Source organism: Streptomyces sp. NPDC031474, assembly GCF_055581185.1.
This window is the reverse complement of sequence record NZ_JBVIJX010000007.1, coordinates 147711-172341: the sequence shown is the minus strand read 5'-3', so window position 1 is coordinate 172341 and position 24631 is coordinate 147711. Positions and strand designations below refer to the sequence as shown.

The 24631-nt window shown below is 70.1% G+C and carries 22 protein-coding genes; 5 read left to right on the top strand and 17 right to left on the bottom strand.

What is annotated here, in order from left to right; genetic code table 11:
- Window positions 1-264 precede the first annotated feature (264 nt).
- The gene (locus tag ACZ5SK_RS16095; RefSeq protein ID WP_334583346.1) at window positions 265-891 is read right to left on the bottom strand and encodes a TetR/AcrR family transcriptional regulator; all 627 of its coding nucleotides are present in this window, start codon (window positions 889-891) and stop codon (window positions 265-267) included.
- 153 nt (window positions 892-1044) lie between these two features.
- Here ACZ5SK_RS16095 and ACZ5SK_RS16090 point away from each other — a divergent pair, with 153 nt between their 5' ends.
- Genes ACZ5SK_RS16090 through atzF form a run of 4 tightly spaced genes read left to right on the top strand, consistent with a single transcriptional unit; the run spans window position 1045 to window position 7657 of the window.
- Complete coding sequence (locus ACZ5SK_RS16090; protein ID WP_334583347.1) at window positions 1045-1869, top strand: urea amidolyase associated protein UAAP1; 825 nt, start codon at window positions 1045-1047, stop codon at window positions 1867-1869.
- The gene (locus ACZ5SK_RS16085; protein WP_334583348.1) at window positions 1866-2468 is read left to right on the top strand and encodes an urea amidolyase associated protein UAAP2; all 603 of its coding nucleotides are present in this window, start codon (window positions 1866-1868) and stop codon (window positions 2466-2468) included. The genes ACZ5SK_RS16090 and ACZ5SK_RS16085 overlap by 4 nt, the downstream gene beginning before the upstream one ends.
- Window positions 2465-5983, top strand: a complete 3519-nt coding sequence (locus tag ACZ5SK_RS16080) for a 5-oxoprolinase/urea amidolyase family protein (RefSeq protein ID WP_361701709.1) — start codon at window positions 2465-2467, stop codon at window positions 5981-5983. Before ACZ5SK_RS16085 ends, ACZ5SK_RS16080 begins: the two co-directional genes overlap by 4 nt.
- Window positions 5984-6001: 18 nt before the next feature.
- Window positions 6002-7657, top strand: coding sequence for an allophanate hydrolase (atzF, locus tag ACZ5SK_RS16075; protein WP_361701710.1), 1656 nt, complete (start codon window positions 6002-6004; stop codon window positions 7655-7657).
- Window positions 7658-7681: 24 nt separating this feature from the next.
- On the opposite strand, the gene ACZ5SK_RS16070 is transcribed toward atzF, so the two are convergent.
- The 11 genes from ACZ5SK_RS16070 to ACZ5SK_RS16020 all read right to left on the bottom strand — a co-directional run bounded on the left by ACZ5SK_RS16070 (window position 7682) and on the right by ACZ5SK_RS16020 (window position 19152).
- Window positions 7682-10534: a DEAD/DEAH box helicase gene (locus ACZ5SK_RS16070; RefSeq protein WP_334583351.1), complete on the bottom strand. Its 2853-nt coding sequence runs from the start codon at window positions 10532-10534 to the stop codon at window positions 7682-7684.
- Between the two features lie 144 nt (window positions 10535-10678).
- On the bottom strand, window positions 10679-11638 hold the full coding sequence (gene tatC, locus ACZ5SK_RS16065) for a twin-arginine translocase subunit TatC (protein ID WP_334583352.1): 960 nt from the start codon (window positions 11636-11638) through the stop codon (window positions 10679-10681).
- A gap of 47 nt (window positions 11639-11685) precedes the next feature.
- Window positions 11686-11973, bottom strand: coding sequence for a Sec-independent protein translocase subunit TatA (tatA, locus tag ACZ5SK_RS16060; RefSeq protein ID WP_334583353.1), 288 nt, complete (start codon window positions 11971-11973; stop codon window positions 11686-11688).
- A 283-nt stretch (window positions 11974-12256) separates the two neighbouring features.
- Window positions 12257-12451 carry a hypothetical protein gene (locus ACZ5SK_RS16055; protein ID WP_079663381.1) on the bottom strand — a complete coding sequence of 65 codons (195 nt, stop codon included), beginning with the start codon at window positions 12449-12451 and terminating at the stop codon, window positions 12257-12259.
- 20 nt (window positions 12452-12471) lie between these two features.
- On the bottom strand, window positions 12472-12762 hold the full coding sequence (locus ACZ5SK_RS16050; protein WP_334583354.1) for a hypothetical protein: 291 nt from the start codon (window positions 12760-12762) through the stop codon (window positions 12472-12474).
- Window positions 12759-13832 carry a helix-turn-helix transcriptional regulator gene (locus ACZ5SK_RS16045; protein WP_334583355.1) on the bottom strand — a complete coding sequence of 358 codons (1074 nt, stop codon included), beginning with the start codon at window positions 13830-13832 and terminating at the stop codon, window positions 12759-12761. The genes ACZ5SK_RS16050 and ACZ5SK_RS16045 overlap by 4 nt, the downstream gene beginning before the upstream one ends.
- 18 nt (window positions 13833-13850) lie before the next feature.
- Window positions 13851-14828, bottom strand: coding sequence for a helix-turn-helix transcriptional regulator (locus tag ACZ5SK_RS16040; protein WP_079663378.1), 978 nt, complete (start codon window positions 14826-14828; stop codon window positions 13851-13853).
- 130 nt (window positions 14829-14958) lie between these two features.
- Window positions 14959-15330 carry an FKBP-type peptidyl-prolyl cis-trans isomerase gene (locus ACZ5SK_RS16035; RefSeq protein ID WP_334583356.1) on the bottom strand — a complete coding sequence of 124 codons (372 nt, stop codon included), beginning with the start codon at window positions 15328-15330 and terminating at the stop codon, window positions 14959-14961.
- Window positions 15331-15391: 61 nt separating this feature from the next.
- Window positions 15392-16396, bottom strand: coding sequence for an FKBP-type peptidyl-prolyl cis-trans isomerase (locus ACZ5SK_RS16030; RefSeq protein ID WP_334583838.1), 1005 nt, complete (start codon window positions 16394-16396; stop codon window positions 15392-15394).
- A gap of 125 nt (window positions 16397-16521) precedes the next feature.
- Window positions 16522-17883, bottom strand: coding sequence for a Pup--protein ligase (gene pafA / locus ACZ5SK_RS16025; RefSeq protein WP_319335180.1), 1362 nt, complete (start codon window positions 17881-17883; stop codon window positions 16522-16524).
- 9 nt (window positions 17884-17892) lie between these two features.
- A complete protein-coding gene (locus ACZ5SK_RS16020) occupies window positions 17893-19152 on the bottom strand; it encodes an MFS transporter (protein ID WP_334583357.1) in 1260 nt (419 codons plus the stop codon).
- 120 nt (window positions 19153-19272) lie between these two features.
- On the opposite strand from ACZ5SK_RS16020, the gene ACZ5SK_RS16015 reads away from it, so the two are divergent.
- Entirely contained in the window at window positions 19273-20289 is a 1017-nt protein-coding gene (locus tag ACZ5SK_RS16015) for a LacI family DNA-binding transcriptional regulator (protein WP_334583358.1), read from the top strand.
- Window positions 20290-20369: 80 nt separating this feature from the next.
- Here the strand turns inward: ACZ5SK_RS16015 and prcA are convergent, their stop codons facing one another.
- The 5 genes from prcA to dop form a co-directional block, all read right to left on the bottom strand.
- The gene (gene prcA / locus ACZ5SK_RS16010; protein ID WP_334583359.1) at window positions 20370-21113 is read right to left on the bottom strand and encodes a proteasome subunit alpha; all 744 of its coding nucleotides are present in this window, start codon (window positions 21111-21113) and stop codon (window positions 20370-20372) included.
- A gap of 62 nt (window positions 21114-21175) precedes the next feature.
- Window positions 21176-22021 carry a proteasome subunit beta gene (gene prcB / locus ACZ5SK_RS16005; protein ID WP_334583360.1) on the bottom strand — a complete coding sequence of 282 codons (846 nt, stop codon included), beginning with the start codon at window positions 22019-22021 and terminating at the stop codon, window positions 21176-21178.
- Window positions 21973-22566, bottom strand: a complete 594-nt coding sequence (locus ACZ5SK_RS16000) for an endonuclease VII domain-containing protein (protein ID WP_334583361.1) — start codon at window positions 22564-22566, stop codon at window positions 21973-21975. Before ACZ5SK_RS16000 ends, prcB begins: the two co-directional genes overlap by 49 nt.
- 31 nt (window positions 22567-22597) lie before the next feature.
- Window positions 22598-22816, bottom strand: a complete 219-nt coding sequence (locus ACZ5SK_RS15995) for a ubiquitin-like protein Pup (protein ID WP_188287069.1) — start codon at window positions 22814-22816, stop codon at window positions 22598-22600.
- A 188-nt stretch (window positions 22817-23004) separates the two neighbouring features.
- On the bottom strand, window positions 23005-24516 hold the full coding sequence (gene dop, locus ACZ5SK_RS15990) for a depupylase/deamidase Dop (RefSeq protein WP_361701717.1): 1512 nt from the start codon (window positions 24514-24516) through the stop codon (window positions 23005-23007).
- Between the last annotated feature and the right edge of the window lie 115 nt (window positions 24517-24631).

Below are 24631 nucleotides of genomic sequence, written 5' to 3'. Positions count from 1 at the left end.
AACAGGCGCACGAATACACCTCAACTCGGTGCGCCGCGGGCGAGCTTAGTCTCACCGGATCATCGCTGCGTCATATTCAGCAACCCTCTGAAACCGGCTCCACGCATGGAGTAGCCTCAAACCTATTTACACGCTGGGGATTTGTTCGAACACGGTGCGTGATGATGCACGGGTGTGCGAAACAGTTCACCGGGACGGATGAGGCGACCATCCTTGAGCACCCTCAGACACCCTCAGGTGCCCTCAAGTCCCGTCGGAGGGTGGTCAGTTGCCCGCGATGCGCAGGGCCGCGTCGGCGGTGGCGCGGGCGAACTCCGAGACGGGCCGGTCGGGTTCCGAGCGATGGACGAGGATGACGCCCTCGATGAGTCCGAAGACGAGGTCGGTGCGCAGATCGAGGTCGCTCTTCGCGAGCGCGCCGCCCGCCGCCGTCGCGGCGATCAACTGACGGTAGGCGCCCTTGAGTTCGCCGCGCACGGCATGGAACCCGGCGAACCGCTCGGTGCGCACCTCGGGCAGCAGATAGAGGCCGCCGAGGTTGTGCGAGCCGCCGCACAGCACCTCCACGTCGGCGCGGCACAGCTCCCACAGCCGGTCCTCGGCCGCCCGCACATCGTCCGCGAGCAGCTCACGGGCGTATGTCAGCGAGGGGGTGACCGTCGACTCCAGCAGCTCGGCGAGCAGTTCCTCCTTGCCGGAGACGTAGTGGTACATGGACGCCTGGCGCATGCCCGCGCGCTCGGCGACGGCCCGGGTCGTGGTGGCGGCGTAGCCGCGCGTGACGAACAGCTCCGCCGCGGCCGTGAGCAGTTCGGCGCGGGGCGAGAGCCCGCTGTCCGGACGCTGCGCGGCCCGGGGCCGGCCCACTCGACGTCCGCCGCTCGTCTCCATGCGTTCGATCCTCGCACACGACGCCGGACGGCGATCTTCGTGAGGGGCCGGTAACGCGCAGGCAACGCGGCAGCAATCGGGGCGACCCGACCCGCCCCTAATTTCTGTCGGGCGACAGAAATCATTCCTGAGTCCCTCAGTCGGAGGTCCCCGATGGCGACAGAGACGACCTACGGAGCCCGCGCGCATGCCCGGGCCCAGGAGGGCGCCCACGCCGACGCCATGCCCGTCGTCCCGGCGGCCGACTGGCCGGACCCGCCCGGTGCGGCGGACCGCCTGGTGTGGGCCGAGACGGTCGCGGGCGGCAACTACACCCACCGGGTCCTCGCCCGTGGCACCGAACTGCGCCTGACCGACCTGCGCGGCGACGCCTGCGCCCACCTGCTGCTGTACGTGGACGGCCGCCCCTGGGAGCGGCTGAACGTCGCCGACACGGTCAAGGTCCAGTGGAACGCCTACCTCGGCGAGGGCGTGCTGCTCCTGTCCGACCAGGGACGGGTCCTCGCGTCGGTCGTCGCCGACACCTCGGGCCGGCACGACGCGCTGTGCGGCGCCTCCACCCTCGTACGCAACACCGAGCGCTACGGCGACGGCGCCCCGCACTCCCCCTCCCCGGCCGGCCGGGAGCTGTTCAAGCTGGCCGCCGCGAAGAACGGTCTCGGACCGCGCGACCTGCCGCCCTCCCTCTCCTTCTTCCAGGGCGTGGCGGTCCGCGGCGACGGCACCCTCGACTTCACCGGTTCGGCGGGTCCCGGCGGCAGCGTCACCCTGCGCGCCGAGCAGGACGTGACGGTCCTGATCGCCAACGTGCCGCACCCGGCCGACCCCCGCCCGCACTACGTCAGCACCCCGCTGGAGGTCCTCGCCTGGCGTGCGGAGCCCACCCGGCCGGGCGACCCGCTGTGGGACGCCACCCCCGAGGGCCGCCGCGCCTTCCTCAACACCGCCGAATTCCTCACCGCGAGGGGGCTCGCATGAAGACCGTCGTCCCGGCCCGCGCCGCCTGGTCCTGCGTCATCCGGTCCGGCGAGACGCTGACCATCACCGACCTGCACGGCAACCAGGCCGTCGACTTCCTCGTGTACGACGCCCAGGACACCGCCGTGCGCTACAGCGCGCCGGACACGATCCAGGCGCAGGGCGGCATCTTCCTCACCACGGGCAGTGTGCTGATGTCCAACGAGCACACCCCGCTGATGACGGTGACCGCCGACGCCGTGGGCCGCCACGACACCGTCGGCGGCGCCTGCTCCAAGGAGTCCAACACCCTGCGCTATGGCCACCACACGTTCGCGCAGCACGCGTGCGTGGACAACTTCCTCGCCGAGGGCGCGAAGTACGGCCTCGGCAAGCGGGACCTGGTCTCCAACGTCAACTGGTACATGAACGTGCCCGTCGAGCAGGACGGCACCCTCGGCATCGTCGACGGCCTGTCCGCACCCGGCCTCGCCCTCACGCTCCGCGCCGAACGGGACGTCCTCGTGCTGGTCTCCAACTGCCCCCAGATCAACAACCCGTGCAACGGCTTCGAGCCGACGGCGGTGGAGATGACGATCACCGAGGCGGCGCGCGCATGACCTTCGACACGCTGCTGATCGCCAACCGGGGCGAGATAGCCGTCCGGATCATCCGCACCGCCCGCGAGCTCGGCCTGCGCACGGTCGCCGTGTACTCCGACCCCGACCGCTCGGCGCCCCACGTCCGGCTCGCCGACGAGGCGGTACGGCTCGGCCCGGCCCCCGCGAAGGAGTCCTACCTCGACGCCGACCTGGTCCTGAAGGCGGCCAAGGACACCGGCGCGGGCGCGATCCACCCGGGCTACGGCTTTCTCTCCGAGGACGCGGCGTTCGCGCGCCGCTGCGCCGACGCCGGGATCGTGTTCGTCGGACCGACCCCCGCTCAGCTGGAGCTGTTCGGCTCCAAGCACACGGCGCGGGCGGCGGCCGAAGCGGCCGGGGTGCCGCTGGCGCCGGGCACCGGCCTGCTGTCGGGGCTCACCGAAGCACTGGAGAAAGCGCAGCTCATCGGCTATCCGGTGATGCTCAAGGCGACGGGCGGGGGCGGCGGTATCGGCATGTCCGCCTGCCACTCCCCCGGCGAACTCGCCGACGCCTGGGAACGCGTCCAGCGCGTCGCCGCCGCCTCCTTCTCCTCCGCCGGCGTCTTTCTGGAACGGCTCGTCGAGCGCGCCCGCCACATCGAGGTCCAGGTCTTCGGTGACGGCGACGGCAGGGTCGTCACCTTCGGCGACCGCGACTGCTCGCTCCAGCGCCGCCACCAGAAGGTCCTGGAGGAGGCCCCGGCGCCCGGACTCCCGGACCACGTCCGACAACAACTGACCGCCTCCGCCCGCGACTTGTGCGCCTCGGTCGACTACCGCTCCGCCGGCACCGTCGAGTTCGTCTACGACGCGGCCCGCGAGGAGGCCTACTTCCTGGAGGTCAACACCCGGCTGCAGGTGGAGCATCCGGTCACCGAGGAGATCTACGGCGTCGACCTGGTCGCCTGGATGCTGCGGCTGGCGCGCGGCGAACGGGACGTCGTGGCCGACCCCGGCCCGCCCCGCGGCCACGCCGTCGAGGCACGCCTCTACGCGGAGGACCCGAGCCGCGAACACCGGCCCGGCGCGGGCCTGTTGACGCGGGTCGAGTTCCCGGCCGGGGTGCGCGTCGACGGCTGGGTGGAGACGGGCACCGAGGTGAGCGCCTCGTACGATCCGATGCTCGCGAAGGTGATCGCCCACGGCGCCGACCGGGAGCATGCCCTGCGCCGCCTCGACGAGGCGCTGGCCCGCACCCGGGTCGACGGCGTCGAGACGAACCTGGGGCTGGTGCGCGCGGCGCTCGCGGACCCCCGATTCGTGACGGCGACCCACTCGACGGCGACCCTCGCGGAGGTGCGCGACCCCACCCCGCGCATCGAGGTCGTCTCGGGCGGCACCCTCACCACCGTGCAGGACTGGCCCGGCCGCACCGGCCACTGGCAGGTCGGCGTGCCGCCGTCCGGCCCGATGGACGACCGCTCCTTCCGCCTCGGCAACCGCGTGCTGGGCAACCCCGAGGGCGCCCCGGGCCTGGAGTGCACCCTCCAGGGCCCGGCCCTGCGCTTCACCCACGCCACGACGGTGTGTGTGACGGGCGCCCCGGCGCCGGTGACCGTGGACGGCACGGCGGTGGCGCAGTGGGAGCCGGTGACCGTGCCGGCCGGCGCCCTGCTGGAGATCGGCGCACCCGGCGAGCACGGCCTGCGCACCTATGTCCTGTGCGCGGGCGGCCTCGACGTCCCCGCCTTCCTGGGCAGCGCGAGCACGTTCACGCTGGGCCGGTTCGGCGGGCACGGCGGCCGGGCGCTGCGGACGGGGGACGTGCTGCACGGCGGGACGATCTCCGGGCGGCCGGCCGAGGACGCCTGTGCGCAGGACCGCCCGTCCTTCACCTCCGTCTGGCACCTTGGCGCGGTCGAAGGCCCGCACGCGGCCCCGGAGTTCTTCACCGAGGACGACATCCGCGACTTCTACGCCGCCGACTGGAAGGTCCACTTCAACTCGGCCCGCACCGGTGTGCGCCTGGTGGGTCCGAAGCCACGCTGGGCGCGCACCGACGGCGGCGAGGCGGGCCTGCACCCGTCCAACATCCATGACACCCCCTACTCCGTCGGCGCCGTCGACTACACGGGCGACATGCCGGTGCTGCTCGGCCCGGACGGCCCCTCGCTCGGCGGGTTCGTGTGCCCGGCGACCGTGCTCAGCTCCGAGCGCTGGAAGCTCGGCCAGCTGCGCCCGGGCGACACGGTCCGCTTCCGGCCGGTGGACGTGAGCGGCGCGCCCCGTCCCGAGATCGTCGACGGAGGCGTACTGGCATGCGACGGCGACGTGACGTACCGGCGCAGCGGCGACGACAACCTGCTGGTCGAGTTCGGGCCGATGCAGCTGGACCTGGCCCTGCGGATGCGGGTCCACGCGCTGATGGAGGCGGTGTCTCAGGCCGACCTGGCGGGGGTCACCGACCTGACCCCCGGCATCCGCTCCCTGCAGATCCGGACGGACCCCCGCCGCCTCCCCCAGCGTGAACTCCTCGCGCTCGTGCGGGAGTTGACGGCGGACCTGCCGCCCTCGGACGAGCTGGTCGTGCCCTCCCGCACCGTGCACCTGCCGCTCTCCTGGGACGACCCGGCGACCCGCGAGGCCATCGCCCGCTATATGGCGGGCGTCCGCGACGACGCCCCCTGGTGCCCGTGGAACATCGAGTTCATCCGCCGGGTCAACGGCCTGGAGTCGGTGGCCGACGTCTACGACACGGTCTTCGACGCGGAGTACCTGGTCCTGGGCCTCGGGGACGTCTACCTGGGCGCGCCGGTCGCCACCCCCCTCGACCCGCGCCACCGTCTGGTGACGACGAAGTACAACCCCGCGCGCACCTGGACGGCCGAGAACTCGGTGGGCATCGGCGGAGCCTACCTGTGCGTCTACGGCATGGAGGGCCCCGGCGGCTACCAGTTCGTGGGCCGGACGACACAGGTGTGGTCGCCCTGGCAGCAGCGCGGCGCGTTCGAGCCGGGCTCGCCCTGGCTGCTGCGGTTCTTCGACCGGATCCGCTGGTATCCGGTCGACGCGGACGAACTCCTCGCTCTGCGGGCCGACATTCTCTCGGGCCGCTTCGTGCCGCGCATCGAGGAGGGCGCCTTCTCGCTCGCCGAGTACCAGACCTTCCTCGCCGAACACGCGGACTCCATCGCCAAGTTCAGGTCCCGTCAGCGGACCGCGTTCGCGGCGGAGCGCGACGCGTGGGAGGCGGCGGGCGAGTTCACCCGGGCGGAGGCTGCGGCAGCGCCGCCCGCCGCCCCGGCCGAGGTGGCGGTCCCACCGGGCGGCCGCCTGATCGAGGCCGAATTCGCCGCCTCCGTATGGCAGTTGAACGTATCCCCCGGAGACGAGGTGACGGCGGGACAGTCGCTGCTCGCCCTGGAGGCGATGAAGATGGAGTCCAGGGTGCATGCGCCGGTCGACGGCGTGGTGACGCAGATCCTGGCCCGACCCGGCGACCAGGTCGAGGCGGGGACGGCACTGCTCGTCCTGGCCCCGGCCGCGAGCTGAACCCCGAGGAGCACGAGCATGTCGCGCATTCTGTCCCGCGTCCACGCCGCCTACGCCCGCATCGAGGCCGTCGGCCGCCCGGAGATCTGGATCGGCCTGCGGCCGCGGGAGGAGGTCGAGGCGGAGGCCCGCACGCTCGACGAGCGGCTGACGCGGGGCGAGCGCCTGCCGCTCGCCGGCCGGCTGCTCGCCGTCAAGGGCAACATCGACGTGGCCGGCCTGCCCACCACGGCGGGCTGCCCGGCATACGCCTACGAGCCCGCCGTCGACGCCCCCGTCGTGGCCCGCCTGCGTGCGGCCGGCGCGCTGGTGCTGGGTACGACGAACCTGGACCAGTTCGCGACCGGCCTGGTGGGCACCCGCTCCCCGTACGGCGCGGTCCGCAACGCCCACGACCCCGCGCGGGTGAGCGGCGGTTCGAGTTCCGGCTCGGCCGTCGCGGTGGCCCTCGGCATCGTCGACCTCGCCCTCGGCACCGACACCGCCGGTTCGGGCCGGGTGCCGGCCGCCTTCAACGGCATCGTCGGCCTCAAGCCGACCCGCGGCCTGGTCCCCACGGAGGGAGTCGTCCCGGCCTGCTCCTCGATCGACTGCGTCACGGTGTTCGCCCGCACGCTCCCCGAGGCCGAGCGGGCCCTGGCCCACATGACGTCTCCGTCCGCCCGCCCCCTCCCCGCACTGCCCGCCCGAGCCCCTGGCCCGTGGCGCATCGCGGTGCCGCCCCTCGCCCAGCTGGGCGAGCTCGACGAGGGCTGGGCCGAGGCCTACGAGGCTGCGGTGTCCCAGGTCAGAACAGCCGGAGCGGAGATCCGCACCCTCGACCTCACCCCGTTCACCGAGGCCGCCGCGATGCTCTACGAGGGCGCGTTCGTCGCCGAGCGCTACACCGCCGTGGGCGCCTTTGTCGACAAGTTGCTCGCCGAGGGCGGCGAGGGCCTGGACCCGACCGTCGCCGGCATCATCACCCGGGCCCGCGACATCCCGGCCCACCGGCTCTACACGGACACCGAGCGTCTGACGGCCCTGCGCACCCGCGCCCTGGCCGAACTCGCCGACGCCGACGCCCTGCTCCTGCCCACCGCCCCCGGCCATCCCACCCTCGCCGAGGTCACCGCGGACCCGCTGGGCGCCAACGCCCGCCTGGGCCGCTTCACCAACTCCACGAACCTGTTCGACCTGGCGGCGGCCGCCGTCCCAGCCGGCGAGGTGAACGGCCTCCCCTTCGGCGTCATGCTGGTCGGCCCGGCCTTCACGGACGAACGCCTGGCGACCATCGCGTCCCTGCTGCAACCGCAGGCCCGCGTCGCCGTGGTCGGCGCCCACCTCACGGGCCAGCCCCTGAACCCCCAACTCCTGTCCCTGGGCGCGGTGTTCGACCGCACGACGACGACGGCCCCGCTCTACCGTCTGCACGCCCTGCACACGACCCCGGCGAAGCCGGGCCTGGTGCACGTGGGCGAGGGTGGCGCACAGATCGAGGCCGAGGTCTGGCGTCTCCCGGCGGAAGCCCTGGGCCGCCTGCTGACGGCACTTCCCCGCCCCATGACACTGGGCAGCGTTCAGTTGTCGGACGGCAGCCGCGTCCCCGGCTTCCTGTGCGAGCCGGGCGCGCTGAAGGAGGCGCAGGACATCACGGAGTACGGCGGCTGGCGCGCCTATCTGAACGGGCGCTGAGGTCTGAACGGGCGCTGAGGCGCGTCACCCCACCGACGAATAGGCGACGACCCCACGCAGCAACTGATCGACCGCCTTGCGAGCAGCCTTCGCCACCGTCGAGCCCTCCGCGGCGGAAGCCGCCGAGATCTGCCCCAGCACATCGATCACCTGCTTGCACCACCGCACGAAGTCACCGGCCGGCATCTCCGCCTCCCGGAGCACCTCGTCGAGCCCCTTCCCCGAGGCCCACATATAGGCCGACCACGCGAAGCCGAGATCGGGCTCCCGCTGCCCCACGCCCTCCGTCTGACTGATCCGGAAGTCCTCCTCCAGCGCGTCCAGCCGGCCCCAGATCCGCACCATCTCGCCGAGCGCGGCCTTCGCCTTGCCCGAGGGCAGCTTCGGCGCCATCGCGTCGTCGCCGACCCGCGCCTCGTACACGAGCGCCGAGACACAGGCGGCGAGTTCTGCGGGGGCCAGCCCCTCCCAGACGCCCGCGCGCAGGCATTCGCTGGCGAGCAGGTCGAGCTCGCCGTAGAGCCGGGCGAGCCGCTTGCCGTGCTCGGTGACCTCGTTGCCGCGCAGATAGTCGAGCTCGGTCAGCAGCGCCACGATCCGGTCGAACGTACGGGCGATCGTGTTGGTGCGCCCTTCGATGCGGCGCTCCAGCTGGGAGGTGTCCCGCAGCAGCCGGTGGTAGCGCTCGGCCCAGCGGGCGTGGTCCTCCCGGTCGGAGCAGCCGTGGCAGGGATGGGCGCGAAGGGCGGTCCGCAGCCGGGCGATCTCCCGGTCGTCGGCCGCCTGGGAACGCTGCTTGCGGGCCCGCTCCGGCGGGATGTGCCCGGCCTTGGTGCGCAGGGCGGAGGCGAGATCGCGGCGGGACTGCGGCGAGCGCGGGTTGAACGTCTTCGGGATCCGCATCCGCTCCAGTGCCTCGACCGGCACCGGGAAGTCCATCGAGGCCAGCCGCTTGACCTGCCGCTCGGCCGTGAGGACCAGCGGGCGCGGCCCGTCATGATGGTCGAAGCCGCGGTGGCCGTTGGCGCGCCCGGCGGGCAGGCCCGGATCGAGCACGAGCGCCAGCCCGGCGTACTTGCCGGTGGGCACATGGATGACGTCCCCCGGCTTCAGCTTCTCCAGCGCCACGGCGGCCTCGGCGCGCCGCTGGGCCGCGCCCTGCTTGGCCAGTTCCGTCTCGCGGTCCTTGAGGTCGCGGCGCAGCCGCGCATACTCCTCGAAGTCGCCGAGGTGGCAGGTCATAGAGGCTTTGTAGCCCTCCAGTCCCTCCTCGTTGCGCTGCACCTGCCGGGAGATCCCGACCACCGACCGGTCGGCCTGGAACTGCGCGAACGACGTCTCCAGCAGCTCACGCGAGCGGTGCCGCCCGAACTGCTCGACCAGGTTGACCGCCATGTTGTACGACGGCTTGAAGCTGGAGCGCAGCGGGTAGGTGCGCGTGCCGGCGAGCCCGGCGAGGTGATCGGGGTTCATCGCGCGCTGCCACAGCACGACGGCATGCCCCTCGACGTCGATGCCACGCCGGCCGGCGCGCCCGGTGAGCTGGGTGTACTCGCCGGGGGTGATGTCGGCGTGCTGCTCGCCGTTCCACTTGACGAGCTTCTCCAGAACCACGGACCGCGCGGGCATGTTGATGCCCAGCGCCAGTGTCTCGGTGGCGAACACGGCCTTGACCAGGCCGCGCACGAACAGCTCCTCGACGACCTCCTTGAACGTCGGCAGCATGCCCGCGTGGTGGGCCGCGATGCCGCGCTCCAGGCCTTCCAGCCACTCGTAGTAGCCGAGGACGTGCAGGTCCTCGTGCGGGATCGCGGCCGTGCGCTCCTCCACGAGCGCGCGGACCTCGGCACGCGACTCCTCGTCGTTCAGCCGCAGCCCTGCGTACAGGCACTGCTGGACGGCGGCCTCGCAGGCGGCGCGGCTGAAGATGAAGGTGATGGCGGGCAGCAGCCCCTCGGCGTCGAGCCGCTCGATGACCTCCGGCCGGCCCGGTGTCCACACCCGCGAGCGCTGCCTGCGCTCCCGCTCACGGTCGGCCTCGCGCAGGTTGCGGCCGCGTCTGCGGTCCTGGTAGGACGGCCTGCTCGCCTCCATGCGGGCCAGCCGCGCGAGATCGGGGTTGACGGCCCTGCGGTGACCCTCGCCCTCCTCGAACAGGTCGTACATGCGCCGCCCGGCGAGGACGTGCTGGAACAGCGGGACGGGCCGGTGCTCGGAGACGATCACCTCGGTGTCGCCGCGGACGGTGTCGAGCCAGTCGCCGAACTCCTCGGCGTTGGACACGGTCGCGGAGAGGGAGACCAGGGTGACCGACTCCGGAAGGTGGATGATCACCTCTTCCCAGACGGCGCCCCGGAAGCGGTCGGAGAGGTAGTGCACCTCGTCCATCACCACGTGCCCCAGGCCGAGGAGGGTCTGCGAGCCCGCGTACAGCATGTTCCGCAGCACCTCGGTGGTCATCACGACCACCGGGGCGTCGGAGTTGACGCTGTTGTCGCCGGTGAGCAGGCCGACCTTGTCGCTGCCGTAGCGGCGGCACAGGTCGGAGTACTTCTGGTTCGACAGCGCCTTGATGGGCGTCGTGTAGAAGCACTTCTTGCCCTGCTGGAGGGCGAGATGGACGGCGAACTCGCCCACGATCGTCTTGCCCGAGCCGGTGGGGGCGGCCACCAGGACGCCCTTGCCCGATTCGAGTGCCTGGCAGGCCTCGATCTGGAAGGGGTCGAGACCGAAGTCGTACATCTCGCGGAAGGACGCGAGCGCGGTGGCCTGCTCGACAGCGCGCTTACGTGCTGCCGTGTACCGCTCGGCCGGTGAGAGATCCTCTGTCATCGTGCTTTCGAGCGTACCGGGCCGCACTGACAACAGGACGATCATTATCCGGATCCGGTGAACCGGCGGCCGGCCCGCACATGCGGAAGCGGCCGGTGGCGCTGCTGGAGCGCCCCGGCCGCAGTCCGTCGGGGTGAGAAGAGAGCGTCTCGCCGGCCACCGGGTGGCCCGGCGAGCTCCAAGTGATCGTCAGGTCACGTCGTCGTATCCGTTGACGCGATCGGTGCTCGACTGCTCCGGCACCGCACGGCTGGCGGTGACCGTCTCGACCTCGCCGATGTCCTCGGGGGTGAGGTCCAGGTCGGAGGCCTCGTCGTCGGCGGGGCCCAGGGCGTCGCGGCGACGCTTGCGGCGGTCGTTCAGCAGGGCGAAGGCGGTCGCGCCGAAGTACAGGACCCAGATCGGTCCGGCGAGGGCCAGCATCGAGATGGGGTCGGTGCTGGGGGTGGCGACGGCGGCGAACACCGTGATGCCGATGATCATGCCCCGCCACCAGCCGAGCATGCGCTTGCCGGTGACCATGCCGGTCAGGTTGAGGAAGATCAGCAGCAACGGCAGCTCGAAGGAGAGACCGAAGACCACGACCATGCGCGTGACCAGTTGCAGCAGGTCGTCCAACGGCAGCAGGTTGGTGATGCTGCCCGGGGTGAAGCCGATCAGCACCTTGGCGGTGGTCGGCAGCACCCGGTAGGCGAAGTAGGCGCCGCCCAGGAACAGCGGCACGCCCATGCCGACGAACGCGTAGGCGTACTTGCGCTCGTGCTTGTGCAGGCCGGGCGCGATGAAGGCCCACAGCTGGTAGAGCCAGACCGGCGAGGCGAAGACGACACCGGCCATCAGGGAGACCTGCAGAGCCAGCGTGAAAGGCGCGAGCAGACCGTTGATCGTGATGCTCGCGCACTTGTTGGTGGAGTCGCCGGACTTGAGCTGGCCCTGGATCTCCTCGAAAGTCTTCCCGCAGCCGACCGAGTCGAGAATCGGCTTGGTGAGGAAGTTGATGATGTCGTTGTAGAAGAAGGCGGCCACGACCGTCACGAGGACGATGGCCAGCATCGCTTTCGCGAGCCGGTTGCGGAGCTCACGAAGATGATCCGCGAGGGGCATCCGCCCCTCGGGGTCCTTCTCCTCTTTGCGGGCAGACTTCAGCAACCCACGTTCCCATCTCGTACAGCGGGCCGGAGGTCACCGGCCCTGCGTCAGCGCTTGGTCGTGTCCGTCGGCTCGGTGACCGGACGGGAGCTGGTCACGTCGCCGGGGGCGGCCTGGATGGTGCGCTGCGCCGGGGGCTGCTCGTCGGTGTGGGGCGGGCCGGCCGGGGTGGCCGTGCTGCTGCCCTCTTCCTTCATCGCCTTGGCCTCGCTCTTGAGGATGCGAGCGGACTTGCCGAGCGAGCGCGCCATGTCGGGAAGCTTCTTGGCGCCGAACAGCAGGATGACGACGACGAGGATGAGAATGATCTCGGGGGCGCCGAGCCTTCCGAACATAAGTCTTTACCTTCTCACCGAGGCTGCGGGGGCGGGATGCCGTCCGACCGGTCGGACGCCTGTCCGAACGATCGTGTTGACAGCGATCGTAACGCTCAGGGGTAAACGTGAGGCAATCCCCGTGCGTACTCCCGGTCAGCGGTCCGGGCCTCGTTCTCCGAGCCGCGACGAGCAGCGTACCTGCCCCCACCACCGGCGCGGGAGGGCGAAGTGGCCCAAAACGCATTCGCCGCGGGGCTCACAGGACGGCGACAGCGCTCCACGCGGCACACCACAGCCGCCGTCACAGGGTGTCGACAGCGCGGGCCGCGCTCACGGCCGCCCGTTCCAGGTCCTGTGCCGCCCGGTCGATGCGCCGCGCGGACTCCGCGACCTGCCGGCCCAGCCGCTGCGCCTCCAGGAAGACCCGCACGGCGAACACCGCGAGAACGGCGAGACCCACAAAACCCACGGCAACCGCGAACATCGGCCAGAACATGAGGCCGAGCCTAGACCCCGCTACGGGGTGTGCAGCCGCAGGGTCCGCACGCCGCCGCCCGTGAGCAGTTCGACGATCCGCTCCCCGGCCGGCTTGCGCACGGCCGCCCCGCAGTCCGGGCAGGTGAAGGAGTAGAACGTGGTGCGGCTGGAGCCGCCGATCGCCAGGAGCAGGGCGCTCGCGGCGAGCTCGAAATGGCTTCGACAGTCGGGACAGCCCGCCCTGAACCGCACCGGGGTCACACTGCGCATCCCCGCGAACGCGGAAGCCACCGAGATGCCCCGCACACCAGACGCCACCGACTCGCTCACAGCCCCTGCTCCCGCCCGTCGAACCGACTGTCACCCCGCGGCCGCTCGCCGTGCACGACGGGCGGCCCGCCCGCCGCCCCCTGTGCCTCGATCCCGTCGTAGGCCGCCAGCGCCTCGCGGGCGGCCCGGCGGGCGCTGTCGGCGAGGTCCGGCGGCGAGACGATCCGGCCGTCCCGGCCCAGCCGCAGGGCCAGCCTCCTGAGCGAGGCCGGTTCGGGCGTGCGCAAAGTGATACGCAGCCCGCCGTCCGAAAGCTCATCGGCGCTGTCGTGCGGGTAGTACTCGGCGACCCAGCGGCCGCCCGGCCCGACCTCGACGACGACCTCCGGATCCTCCGCGGCCGGCTGCACCAGCCCCTCCGACAGGTCCCGCAGCTCGATCTCGGGCGGCGCGGACGGCTCGTCGAGGATCCTGATCTCCGCGACCCGGTCCAGCCGGAACGTGCGCCGGGCCTCCGAGCGGCGGCACCAGGCCTCCACATACGTGTGCCCGACGCTGACCAGCCGGATCGGGTCGATCTCGCGCTCGGTGACCTCGTCACGCGCGGGCGAGTAGTAGCGGATCCACAGCCGGCGCCGCTCCGAGATCGCCCGGTCGACGTCCGCGAAGACCCCGCCCTCCGACTCGAACGTCACCGACAGGCGCGCGCTCGCACCCGCCGCCTCACCTGCCGCGGCCTCCACCTTCGCCGTCGCCCGCAGTAGCGCCTGCCGATCGCCCTCCCGCAGCCCCGGCAGCGTGGACACCGCCCGAGCCGCCACCAGCAGCGCCGTCGCCTCGTCCGCGGCCAGCCGCAGCGGCTCCGCGGCCTCCGCGCCGAGCGCGGCCGGGTTGTGCCACCAGATGCGCTCACCGTCGGTGTCGATGTCCAGGAGATCGCCGCCCCGGAAACTGGTGCCGCACATGGGCAGCACATCGAGGTCCGAGACCAGCTCGTCCTCCGTGATCCCGAACGCGCGCGCCACGTCCTCGATCCGCGCGCCGGGACGCTCCCTGAGATACGTCACCAGGGAGAGCATCCGCCGGGTCTGGTCGATCGCGTTCGCCGGCCTGACCGGTTTGCCTGCCACTGTGTTGCTCGCTCCCCCTCAGCCCTTGGCCACGGCCCGCAGCCGGTCCACGACGTCCGCCCGCAGCTCGGCCGGGTCCAGGACCACCACGTCCGGCCCGAACTCCACCAGCCAGGCGTCCAGACCGTGCCCGTACGGAATCTCCAACTCGTCCCAGCCGTCCCCGAGTTCCCGCACCGCACTGGCCTTCGCCCGCAACGGGTACCCGGCGCCCGCGCGCAGCCGGATCAGCGCACTTCGGTCGGCGGTCTCCCCCGCCCAGCTCGCGACCGTCTCCCGCACGGTGACGACATCCGGGACCGGCACGGTGAAACCCGCCCCGCGCGAACGCACCCGCCCGGTGATCCGCGACAGCCGGAACACCCGCTCGGCGCCCCGGTCACGGTCGAAACCCGCCAGATACCAGTGACCGCGCCAGCACTCCAGCGCCCACGGCTCGACATGCCGCGGCTCCGGATGCGCCGCGGTCGCCTTGCGATAGTCGAACACGACCGGCCGACGGTCCCGGCAGGCCAGCATCAACGGCTCGAACGCGGCCTCGTGCACCGGAATCCGGGGCTCCAGCGCACCATGCGCCTCGTACGGGTCGACGTCCTCGGGCAGCCCCGCCGCGCGCAGCTTCTGCAGAGCACCGCTCGCGGCACCCGCCAGCCGGGCCTGCTGCCACACCTTGGCCGCCAGGCCCAGCGCCGCGGCCTCCTCGGCGTCGAGCGTGATGGCCGGCAGCCGGTTGCTGTCACGGCGCGCGAGGTAGCCGATCTCGCCGTCCAGGCTCTCCACGGTCTCGATGACCAGGCCGAGCTCCCGCAGATCGTCCTTGTCCCGCTCGAACATCCGGTTGAAGGAGTCGTCCGACCCCGCCGCGCCCCGCCCCGGCCCGAACGCCTCGACGTAAGCCTCGATGGAGTCGCGCAGCTCGCGCTTGCTGAGCGGCCGCCGCGTCCCGAGCAGACACAGCGCCAGGTTCATCAGCCGCTCGGCCTTGGCAATGGCCATCGACGCCCTTCGCCTCCCCTATGGTGCTTACGATCGACGACCGTACCGCTCAGCGGCGTCGGGACAAAAGCCGAGGGCCCACACCCGGGCAGGCATGGACCCCAGCCGATCAACACTGCTCCTACGACGATCAGACCCCGAGCAGGTCCACCACGAAGATCAGCGTCTCCCCGGGCTTGATCGCCGGCGTCGGGCTCTGGTCGCCGTAGGCGAGGTGCGCGGGGATGGTCAGCTGGCGACGGCCGCCGACCTTCATGCCCTGCACGCCCTGGTCCCAGCCCTTGATGACCCGGCCGCCACCGAGCGGGAAGCGGAACGGCGCCCCACGGTTCCAGCTGGCGTCGAACTCCTCACCGGTGCTGAAAGAGACACCCACATAGTGGACGGTGACGGTCTGACCGGCCTGCGCGACCTCGCCGTCGCCCTCCCAGATGTCCTTGATCTCGAGGTCCGCCGGGGGCGCGCCTTCGGGGAAGTCGATCTCGGGCTTGTCAATGCTCACGTCACTGCTCCTGCATGTCTCACGGAAAGGCAACACGCACAGTCTTACACCTTCGCCGGCCTCACACCTTGGCGAGGATGTCCACCGTGAACACCATCGTGTCGTCCTTCCCGATGCCGCTGCCCTGCGGCGGGTTGTCGCCGTAACCCAGCGCCGGCGGAACCACGATGACGACCCGGCTGCCCACCTTCCGCCCGATCAGCCCCTGCGCCCAGCCCTTGACCACCTGCTGCAACGAGAACGACGTCAGCTCCTTGCGGCTGTACGTCGAGTCGAACTCCTTGCCCGTGTTCCAGATGACGCCCTTGTACTGCACCAACACGGTGTCGTCCGCCGCGAGCACGGCGCCGTCGCCCTCGATCACGTACTCCGACACCAGCTTGGTCGGCGCCTTCGACTTGGGAACCTCCACCGAGGGAGCCTTGCCGTCGGTGTTCGTGCCGACCTTCGGCACACCGGCGCCGTCCTGCGCCACCACCTTGCCCTTGGCCGAGCTCTTCGGGCCGAACGCGTCCTGGACGTCGAACACGAACACCAGCGTGTCGGTGCCCTTGATGCCCGCCTGCGCATCGCCGTTCTTACCGAAAGCCCAGGTCGGCGGCACGGAGAACTGCACCCGGCTGCCCGTCTTCTTACCCGTCAGGGCATAACGCCAGCCGTCGATGGTGGCACCCGGCGCAAGCCGAGTGAGCAGCGGCTTCTTGGTTTCGTAGGTGTTGACGAGAACCTTCGCGGTGTCCCAGATCTGACCGACGCAGTTGGCCTGGATGTAGTCGCCCTCCGCGACCGTTTTCCCACTGCCCGCGATCACCGTCTTCACCGCAAGCTGGTCCGAAGGCTCGCCGCTGCCCTTGGCGATCGTCGGCTTCTCACCGAACTTCACCCCCGCCGTGATGGCCGGCAACGGACCGTCGACGATCTTCGGCGGCGGCGGGGCCGACGTGCCCGAGGCCGAGGGCGACTTGCCGTCGCTCGCCTTGCTCGAGTCGGACTTGTCGTCACCGCACGCGGAGAGAGTGACCAGTCCCGCGGGTACGGCGGCAAGGATGAGTGAGCGTCGGCGCACGATGAAGCCTCGTAATCGGTCGATCTTCTGATGGCGTGCGCGCAACTCTACGACGTGCGAAGGGCGCCGTACGGGAAACGTACGGCGCCCGTGTTGCGTTCCGCACCACATGCGGAACGCCTCGCTCACATGCCGGCGATCAGCTTCTCCACCCGGTCGTCCACCGACCGGAACGGGTCCTTGCACAACACGGTGCGCTGTGCCTGGTCGTTGAGCTTCAGGTGCACCCAGTCCACCGTGAAGTCCCGCCGCTGCTCCTGCGCACGGCGGATGAAATCGCCGCGCAACCGCGCCCGAGTGGTCTGCGGCGGCACCGACTTGCCCTCGAAGATCTTCAAGTCGTTGCAGATCCGAGCCGCTTGCCCCTTGCGCTCCAGCAGGTAATACAGACCACGACGACGGTGGATGTCGTGGTAGGCGAGGTCTATCTGCGCCACCCGCGGATGCGACATCGTCATATTGTGCTTGGCCCGGTACCGCTCGATGAGCTTGTACTTCATCACCCAGTCGATCTCGGTGCCGATCCGGTCGAGGTCCTCCGCCTCGATCGAGTCCAGCGTGCGGCCCCACAGCTCAAGGACCTGGTCGACGGTGCCGGTACGGATACCGCGACGCTCGACGAAGTCCACAGCCTTCTCGTAGTACTCGCGCTGCACCTCCAGCGCAGAGGCCTCACGCCCGCTGGCCAGCCGCACTTTGCGCCGGCCCGTGATGTCGTGACTGACCTCACGGATCGCCCGGATCGGGTTCTCCAGCGTCAGATCCCGCATCACCGTGCCCGCCTCGATCATGCGCAGCACCAGATCGGTCGCACCGACCTTCAGCAGCATGGTCGTCTCGGACATGTTCGAGTCGCCCACGATCACATGCAGCCGGCGATACCGCTCGGCGTCCGCGTGCGGCTCGTCACGCGTGTTGATGATGGGCCGCGAGCGCGTCGTCGCCGAGGAGACGCCCTCCCAGATGTGCTCGGCCCGCTGGCTGACGCAGTAGACAGCCCCACGCGGCGTCTGCAGCACCTTGCCCGCGCCGCACAGCAGCTGCCGGGTCACCAGGAACGGGATCAGGATGTCCGCGAGCCGGGAGAACTCCCCGTGCCGGGCCACCAGGTAGTTCTCGTGGCAACCATAAGAGTTGCCCGCCGAGTCCGTGTTGTTCTTGAAGAGGTAGACGTCGCCCGCGATTCCTTCCTCGTGCAGGCGTCGCTCCGCGTCCACCAGGAGTCCTTCGAGAATGCGCTCGCCCGCTTTGTCGTGGGTGACCAACTCGGTCACGTTGTCACATTCCGGTGTCGCGTATTCCGGATGCGAACCCACGTCGAGATAGAGGCGGGCGCCGTTCCGCAGAAAGACATTGCTGCTTCGGCCCCATGACACGACACGGCGGAAGAGGTACCGCGCCACCTCGTCGGGAGACAGCCGACGCTGTCCCCTGAACGTACATGTGACGCCGTACTCGTTCTCCAGCCCGAAAATGCGGCGGTCCATGACTGAACATTACGCCCGATCCCCTGAACTGAAACGGGGTTCGGCAGCACGGTTTGGATCATTTTCCGACGAAGCCGCAACAACCCCACTTCCGGCGGGAGCTGCGAGTACCCGCCCCGTCGCCAGCAAAACCGACAACGACACAGCCCCCGCGACACCCGGCACCGCGAACCCCCACAGCGCGCCCCCGGCCTCCACCACCGGACCCGCCAGACCCGTACCCACCGACGCCCCCACCGTGAACGTCGTCACCAACCACGAGAACGCCTCCGTCACCGTCCCCCGCGGCGCATGCCGGTCCACGATGACGAACGCACACGCGAGCGCGGGCGCCAGAAACACCCCCGCCAACGCCGTCAACACCACCATGGCCACCGCACCCGGCATCAACATCAACGGCAGATAACACACCGCCAGGAAGGCCACCAGCACCCTCAGTCGCCGCTCCGGCTCCCCCGCCCACTGCCGCGCCCCGTACGCCACACCGCCGATGAGGGCCCCCAGACCCAGCGCCGCCATCAACCAGCCGTACACCGCGTCACCGCCATGGTCGTCCGCATACGGCACCGACGCCACCGTGATGGAACCGAGCGCCGAACCGACGAACAGGAACGCCCCCAGCAGCGCCAACAGACCGGGCGAGCGCAGCGCACCCAACCAGTGCGCCTCACGCGGCGCCGACCGCCACGCGCGCGAGGGCGGCGACACCACCACCCACAGCGCCCCCAGCACCCCCACCGCGTTCAGCACCAGCAGCGCCGCCTGCTCCGACCACAGCGACACGCACAGCGTCACCAGCAGCGGGCCGACCGTGAACATCACCTCCTGCGCCACCGCGTCCATCGCATACGCCGTGTGCACCTGGTCCTCACGCCGCAGCACCGCCGGCCACAGCGCCCGCAGACCGCCCTCCAGAGGCGGGGTGAACAGCCCGGCGGCCGCCACCGCCCCGTACGCCGGCGGCAACGGGTCCGTACCGGTGAACGCGAAGACCGCCATCGCCAGCGCCGAGGCCAGCGCCGCCGGCAACTGCACCCGCGGCTGACCGTGCAGATCCACCAGCCGCCCCAGCAACGGCTGCCCGACCGCGTTCGCCACGCCGTACACCGCCGCCAGCGCCCCCGCCAGGCTGTACGTACCGCCCTGCGCGCGCACGAACAGCACGATCGCGATCGCGGCGGTGGCGTTGGGCAGCCGGCCCACGAGCGTGCCCGTCAGCAACCGGGCGGCGTGCTTCGCCCTGAGGATCTCCAGGTATCCCGCGGCCAATGTCCCGCCTCCGTCGGCTCGCCCGAGGCGGTGAGCCACCTCGAAGTTTTACGTATAACGTCTCTTGTCATACGTACCATGAGCGCTGTTCACCAGTCCAGACGAAGGAGCAGGCCCACAGTGGCACGAGGTAGCACGCGCCCCACGAGCCGCGACGTCGCCCAAGCCGCAGGAGTCTCCCAGGCCGCCGTCTCCCTCGTACTCGGCGACAAATGGCGCGGACGCGTCTCCGAAACCACCGCCGAACGCGTACGCCACGCCGCCCGCGAACTCGGCTACCGCCCCAACCTCGCCGCCCGCAACCTCCGCCTCGGCCACACCCGCACCGTCCTCCTCGTGGTCCCGGCCCTCACCACCGAATTCTTCGCAGGCGTCTACACCGGCGCGGCACGCGTAGCCGCCGAACACGGCTTCGGCGTCGTCCTCTACCCCTCCCCCGAAGGCGTCGGCCCCGCCCGCGACCCCTTCGCCTCCGCCCAGGCCGCCCTCGACGGCGTCCTCGCCTCCTCCATGGCCGCCGACGCCCTCACCGCCATCCGAGGCGACCAACTCCCCCTCGTCATGCTCGACAGCGACCCCACCGGAAGCCTCGGCGCCGCCACCGTCAACCTCGACATCGCCGACGGCGTACGCCAGGTCGCCGACCACCTCCTCGACCTCGGCCACCGCCACTTCCTCCACCTCGCCGCCGACGTGCCCTCCTGGACCTTCGACATACGCGCCCGCGAACTCACCGCACGCATCGGCGCCGTCACCGGAACATCACTGCGCACCGCACCCGCACCCATCACCATCGACGCAGCCCGCACCGCCGCCGAAACAGCACTCACCACCCCCGGACCCCGCCCCACCGCCATCATCTGCGACGACGACAAACTCGCCGCCGGCGTCTACAAAGCCCTACGCCGCCTCGGCCTGCGCGTACCCGACGACATGTCCGTCACCGGCCTCGACGACCTCGCCCTCGCCACCGCCCTCGACCCCGAACTCACCACCGTCCGCCTCGACGCCGAACTCTTCGGCGAACGCGGCATGAAAGCCCTCCTCGCCGTCCTGGACGGCCGCACACCCGACGCCGGAGACATCCCCGTCCATCTCGTCGTACGAGCCTCCACAGCCCCGCCAAGCGCCTCCTGAAACGCCCTGCGCCCCGGCCGGGACAACCGACCAGGGCGCACAAAGGGTGGGGCGAGAGGCAGGCTCACACCGGGACTGACCTACTTCTCGTCCTCATCGGAGCTCTCCGCCTCCGTCGACGCACCGTCCGTCTCCAGCAACCGACCCAGCTGCCGACCGACGATCCGCTTGAACTTACGCTTCTGCGGCCGCGTACGATCCAGCACCGCCACCTCCAGCCGCTCCGCCGGAATCTCCCGCTGCGTGCCGTTGGTGTCACGCGACAGCGCCTGAACAGCCAACTTCAGGGCCTCGGCCAGGCTCATCCCGTCCTGATGACGCTGATCCAGATAACTGCTGATCTGCTCCGCATTACCGCCGACCGCCACCGAACCGTGCTCGTCCACGATCGACCCGTCATGCGGCAACCGATAGATCTGGTCACCGTCCGGCGTCTCGCCGACCTCCGCGACCACAAGCTCCACCTCGTACGGCTTCTCACCGGCCGAGGAGAAGATCGTGCCCAACGTCTGCGCGTACACATTCGCCAGACCACGCGCGGTCACGTCATCACGGTCATAGGTGTAACCACGAAGATCGGCATACCGCACACCACCGATCCGCAGATTCTCGTACTCGTTGTACTTGCCGGCGGCCGCGAAACCGATCCGGTCATAGATCTCGCTGAACTTGTGCAGCGCACGGGACGGATTCTCGCCGACGAACACAATGCCGTCGGCATACTGGATCACAACGAGGCTACGCCCACGCGCGATGCCCTTGCGGGCGTACTCCGCGCGGTCGGCCATCGCCTGCTGGGGTGACACATAGAACGGCGTCGACACCGGTTATCCATCCCTTTCTGTCGAAGTCACTGGACCACCTGGGACAAGCACGAAGCCGCCGACTACAGCAGAGCGGCGCGCGGGCCGTCCGGCTGCTCCAGACGACGCTCCAGGATCGAAGCGGCGATCCCCGACGACTCCGTGTCGGTCAGCCGACGGAAACCGTCCTCGGTGATCACGGTGACGATCGGGTAGATCCGGCGCGCGACATCGGGACCACCGGTCGCCGAGTCGTCGTCGGCCGCGTCATAGAGGGCCTGCACCACGAGCGTCGTGGCCTCGTCCTCCGACAGGTCGCTGCGGTAGAGCTTCTTCATCGCCCCACGCGCGAAGATCGAGCCCGAGCCGGTGGCCGCGAAGTTGTGCTCCTCGGAACGACCGCCCGTGACGTCGTACGAGAAGATCCGGCCCCTGTCCCGGTCCACGTCGAACCCCGCGAACAACGGCACCACCGCCAGACCCTGCATGGCCATGCCCAGATTGGAACGGATCATGGTCGACAACCGGTTCGCCTTGCCCTCCAACGAGAGCTGCGCCCCCTCGACCTTCTCGAAGTGCTCCAGCTCCAACTGGAACAGCTTCACCATCTCGACGGCCAGACCTGCGGTGCCGGCGATGCCGACGGCCGAGTACTCGTCCGCCGGGAACACCTTCTCGATGTCCCGCTGCGCGATGACGTTGCCCATCGTCGCGCGACGGTCACCGGCGAGCACCACACCACCGGGGAACGTGACGGCCACGATCGTCGTCCCGTGCGGCGCCTCGATCACACCCTGCGTCGGGGGCAGCTGCCGCTTGCCGGGCAGCAGCTCCGGCTGGTGGTCGGAGAGAAAGTCCATGAAGGACGAGGACCCAGGCGTCAGGAAGGCAGCTGGTAGACGCCCGGTGCTACGAGTGTTGGCTTCCACGCGTTTCCCTCCAGGTAGGCAACGGCACGACGACCGATGTCGGGGTCATCTCCCAACTTGCCGATGGCCGAATTGCAGTTGAAGCACAGTACGCCACGGACCCTACCCGTCTTGTGGCAGTGATCCACATGTACGGCAGGAGCTTTCAGGCAGATCACGCAGAGCCCCATTTGAGAGGCGACCATCGCGTCACGCTCGGCTTCGGTCATGCCGTAATGGCGCTTCAGGTGCCCGCGCCGTCCCTTGACGGCTTTGCACGCCTTGCAACAGGTCGCAAGGCCGTCGGACGCTGTGGCGTTGCGGTGCCACTCACTGTGCGGCTTGATCTCCTCACAGCTGCGGCAGAACTTGTGGCCCTCGGGCGTCTCCACCCCCGGCCGCACGTTCTTGCCCTTCGCCAGTTGCCGGACCTGGTGATAAGCCGCCCAGCACTCCCGGCAGTAGGCCTGCAACCCGTCCCGGGCCGCCTTGTTACTGGCGAAGGCTGCCCGCGGCCTGGACTCCTTACACCGCGAGCAACGCTTCACACCCTCTTGACTTGCCAACTCCAGCCCCCCGAAGCCTTCGATTCAAAGGCTACTGGCCACCCTTCTGAACGAAACTTCGAACGAAGTCCTCGGCATTTTCCTCGAGCACATCATCGATTTCGTCAAGAACCGAGTCGACATCGTCGCTCAGCTTCTCGTGCCGCTCCTTGAGGTCCTCGGAGCCCTGCGCTTCCGCGGTCTGCTCCTCGACCTCTTCCGTGGAGCGTGTCGCCTTCTGCTGGCCGCCGCCGGTGTCCTTGGTCGCCATAACCCTCACCCCGCTCTTTCGCCCGACATGGTCGACAGGTCGGCATTCCTGCCGATCGGTGATGATCAGACCCTACAAGCCGGGTCCGACATCGGCCCCGCAGTTGCTACAACGTACGGGGGCCACCTCGATGATTCCCGGACGAGGGGGTTTCCACCCCGTCCGACAGGTTCCGTCCGGATAACCGTTCAGCCACCCGAGAGGACCCTGACCAGGTCTTCTGCCGTGCGGCAGCGGTCCAGGAGCTCCTTGACGTGATTTCGCGTTCCGCGAAGCGGTTCGAGGGTTGGGACGCGCTGGAGCGAGTCCCGGCCCGGCAGGTCGAAGATCACCGAGTCCCAGGAGGCGGCGGCGACGTCGTCGGCGTACTGCTCCAGGCAGCGGCCGCGGAAGTACGCGCGCGTGTCCTCCGGAGGCTTGGTGACGGCCCTGTCGACCTCGGTCTCGTCCAGGAGGCGCTTCATGCGGCCGCGGGCCGCGAGACGGTTGTAGAGGCCCTTCTCGGCTCGTACGTCGGCGTACTGGAGGTCGAGGAGGTGCAGCTTGGCGGCGTCCCAGTCGAGGTCGTCGCGGCGCCGGTAGCCCTCCATGAGTTCCTTCTTGGCCACCCAGTCGAGCTCCCCCGACAGGCTCATGGGGTCGTTCTCCAGGCGGTTGAGGGTGTCCTCCCAACGGGTGAGGACGTCCTTGGTCTGGTCGTCGGCGTCCGCGCCGTACCGCTCCTCCACGTATTTGCGGGAGAGCTCGTAGTACTCCATCTGGAGTTGGACGGCGGTGAGTGTGCGACCGCTGCGGAGGGTGACGAGGCGCTGGAGGGTGGGGTCGTGGGAGACCTGGTGGAGGGTGCGGACGGGTTGGTCGACCGCCAGGTCCACCGCGATGAAGCCGTCTTCGATCATGGACAGGACGAGCGCCGTCGTGCCCAGTTTCAGATAGGTCGAGATCTCCGAGAGGTTCGCGTCGCCGATGATCACGTGCAGGCGGCGGTACTTCTCCGCGTCCGCGTGGGGCTCGTCCCGGGTGTTGATGATCGGCCGCTTCAGGGTCGTCTCCAGGCCGACCTCGACTTCGAAGTAGTCGGCGCGCTGGCTGAGCTGGAAGCCGTGTTCGTGACCGTCCTGGCCGATGCCGACGCGGCCGGCGCCGGTGACCACCTGGCGGGAGACGAAGAAGGGCGTGAGGTGGCGCACGATGTCGGAGAAGGCGGTTTCCCGCTTCATCAGGTAGTTCTCGTGCGTGCCGTAGGAGGCGCCCTTGTTGTCGGTGTTGTTCTTGTAGAGGTGGATGGGCTGGGCGCCGGGCAGTGCTGCGGCGCGTTCGGCGGCTTCGGCCATGATGCGTTCGCCGGCTTTGTCCCAGAGGACGGCGTCGCGGGGGTTGGTGACCTCGGGGGCGCTGTATTCGGGGTGTGCGTGGTCGACGTAGAGGCGGGCGCCGTTGGTGAGGATGACGTTGGCCAGGCCGATGTCCTCGTCGGTGAGCTGGCTGGCGTCGGCGGCCTCGCGGGCGAGGTCGAAGCCTCGCGCGTCGCGCAGCGGGTTCTCCTCCTCGAAGTCCCAGCGGGCCCGGCGGGCCCGGTGCATCGCCGCCGCGTAGGCGTTGACGATCTGGGACGAGGTGAGCATGGCATTGGCGTTGGGGTGGCCGGGGACGGAGATGCCGTACTCCGTCTCGATGCCCATTACTCGCCGTACGGTCATGCGGCCCTCCTTGCCCGGCGGCACCCTCGGTCGTGGGCGCCGCTCAGATACCGGTGGTGCTCCGGTGCGTGTGCGGTGCCCGTCCCCGCACTGCGCGACTCGTCGGTAGGGAGAG

Bases quoted from the DNA above. Each gene is read 5' to 3' on its own strand.
- ACZ5SK_RS16095 (WP_334583346.1), bottom strand. From the start codon at position 891: ATGGAGACGAGCGGCGGACGTCGAGTGGGCCGGCCCCGGGCCGCGCAG.
- ACZ5SK_RS16090 (WP_334583347.1), top strand. From the start codon at position 1,045: ATGGCGACAGAGACGACCTACGGAGCCCGCGCGCATGCCCGGGCCCAG.
- ACZ5SK_RS16085 (WP_334583348.1), top strand. From the start codon at position 1,866: ATGAAGACCGTCGTCCCGGCCCGCGCCGCCTGGTCCTGCGTCATCCGG.
- ACZ5SK_RS16080 (WP_361701709.1), top strand. From the start codon at position 2,465: ATGACCTTCGACACGCTGCTGATCGCCAACCGGGGCGAGATAGCCGTC.
- atzF (WP_361701710.1), top strand. From the start codon at position 6,002: ATGTCGCGCATTCTGTCCCGCGTCCACGCCGCCTACGCCCGCATCGAG.
- ACZ5SK_RS16070 (WP_334583351.1), bottom strand. From the start codon at position 10,534: ATGATCGTCCTGTTGTCAGTGCGGCCCGGTACGCTCGAAAGCACGATG.
- tatA (WP_334583353.1), bottom strand. From the start codon at position 11,973: ATGTTCGGAAGGCTCGGCGCCCCCGAGATCATTCTCATCCTCGTCGTC.
- ACZ5SK_RS16055 (WP_079663381.1), bottom strand. From the start codon at position 12,451: ATGTTCTGGCCGATGTTCGCGGTTGCCGTGGGTTTTGTGGGTCTCGCC.
- ACZ5SK_RS16040 (WP_079663378.1), bottom strand. From the start codon at position 14,828: ATGGCCATTGCCAAGGCCGAGCGGCTGATGAACCTGGCGCTGTGTCTG.
- pafA (WP_319335180.1), bottom strand. From the start codon at position 17,883: ATGGACCGCCGCATTTTCGGGCTGGAGAACGAGTACGGCGTCACATGT.
- ACZ5SK_RS15995 (WP_188287069.1), bottom strand. From the start codon at position 22,816: ATGGCGACCAAGGACACCGGCGGCGGCCAGCAGAAGGCGACACGCTCC.
- dop (WP_361701717.1), bottom strand. From the start codon at position 24,516: ATGACCGTACGGCGAGTAATGGGCATCGAGACGGAGTACGGCATCTCC.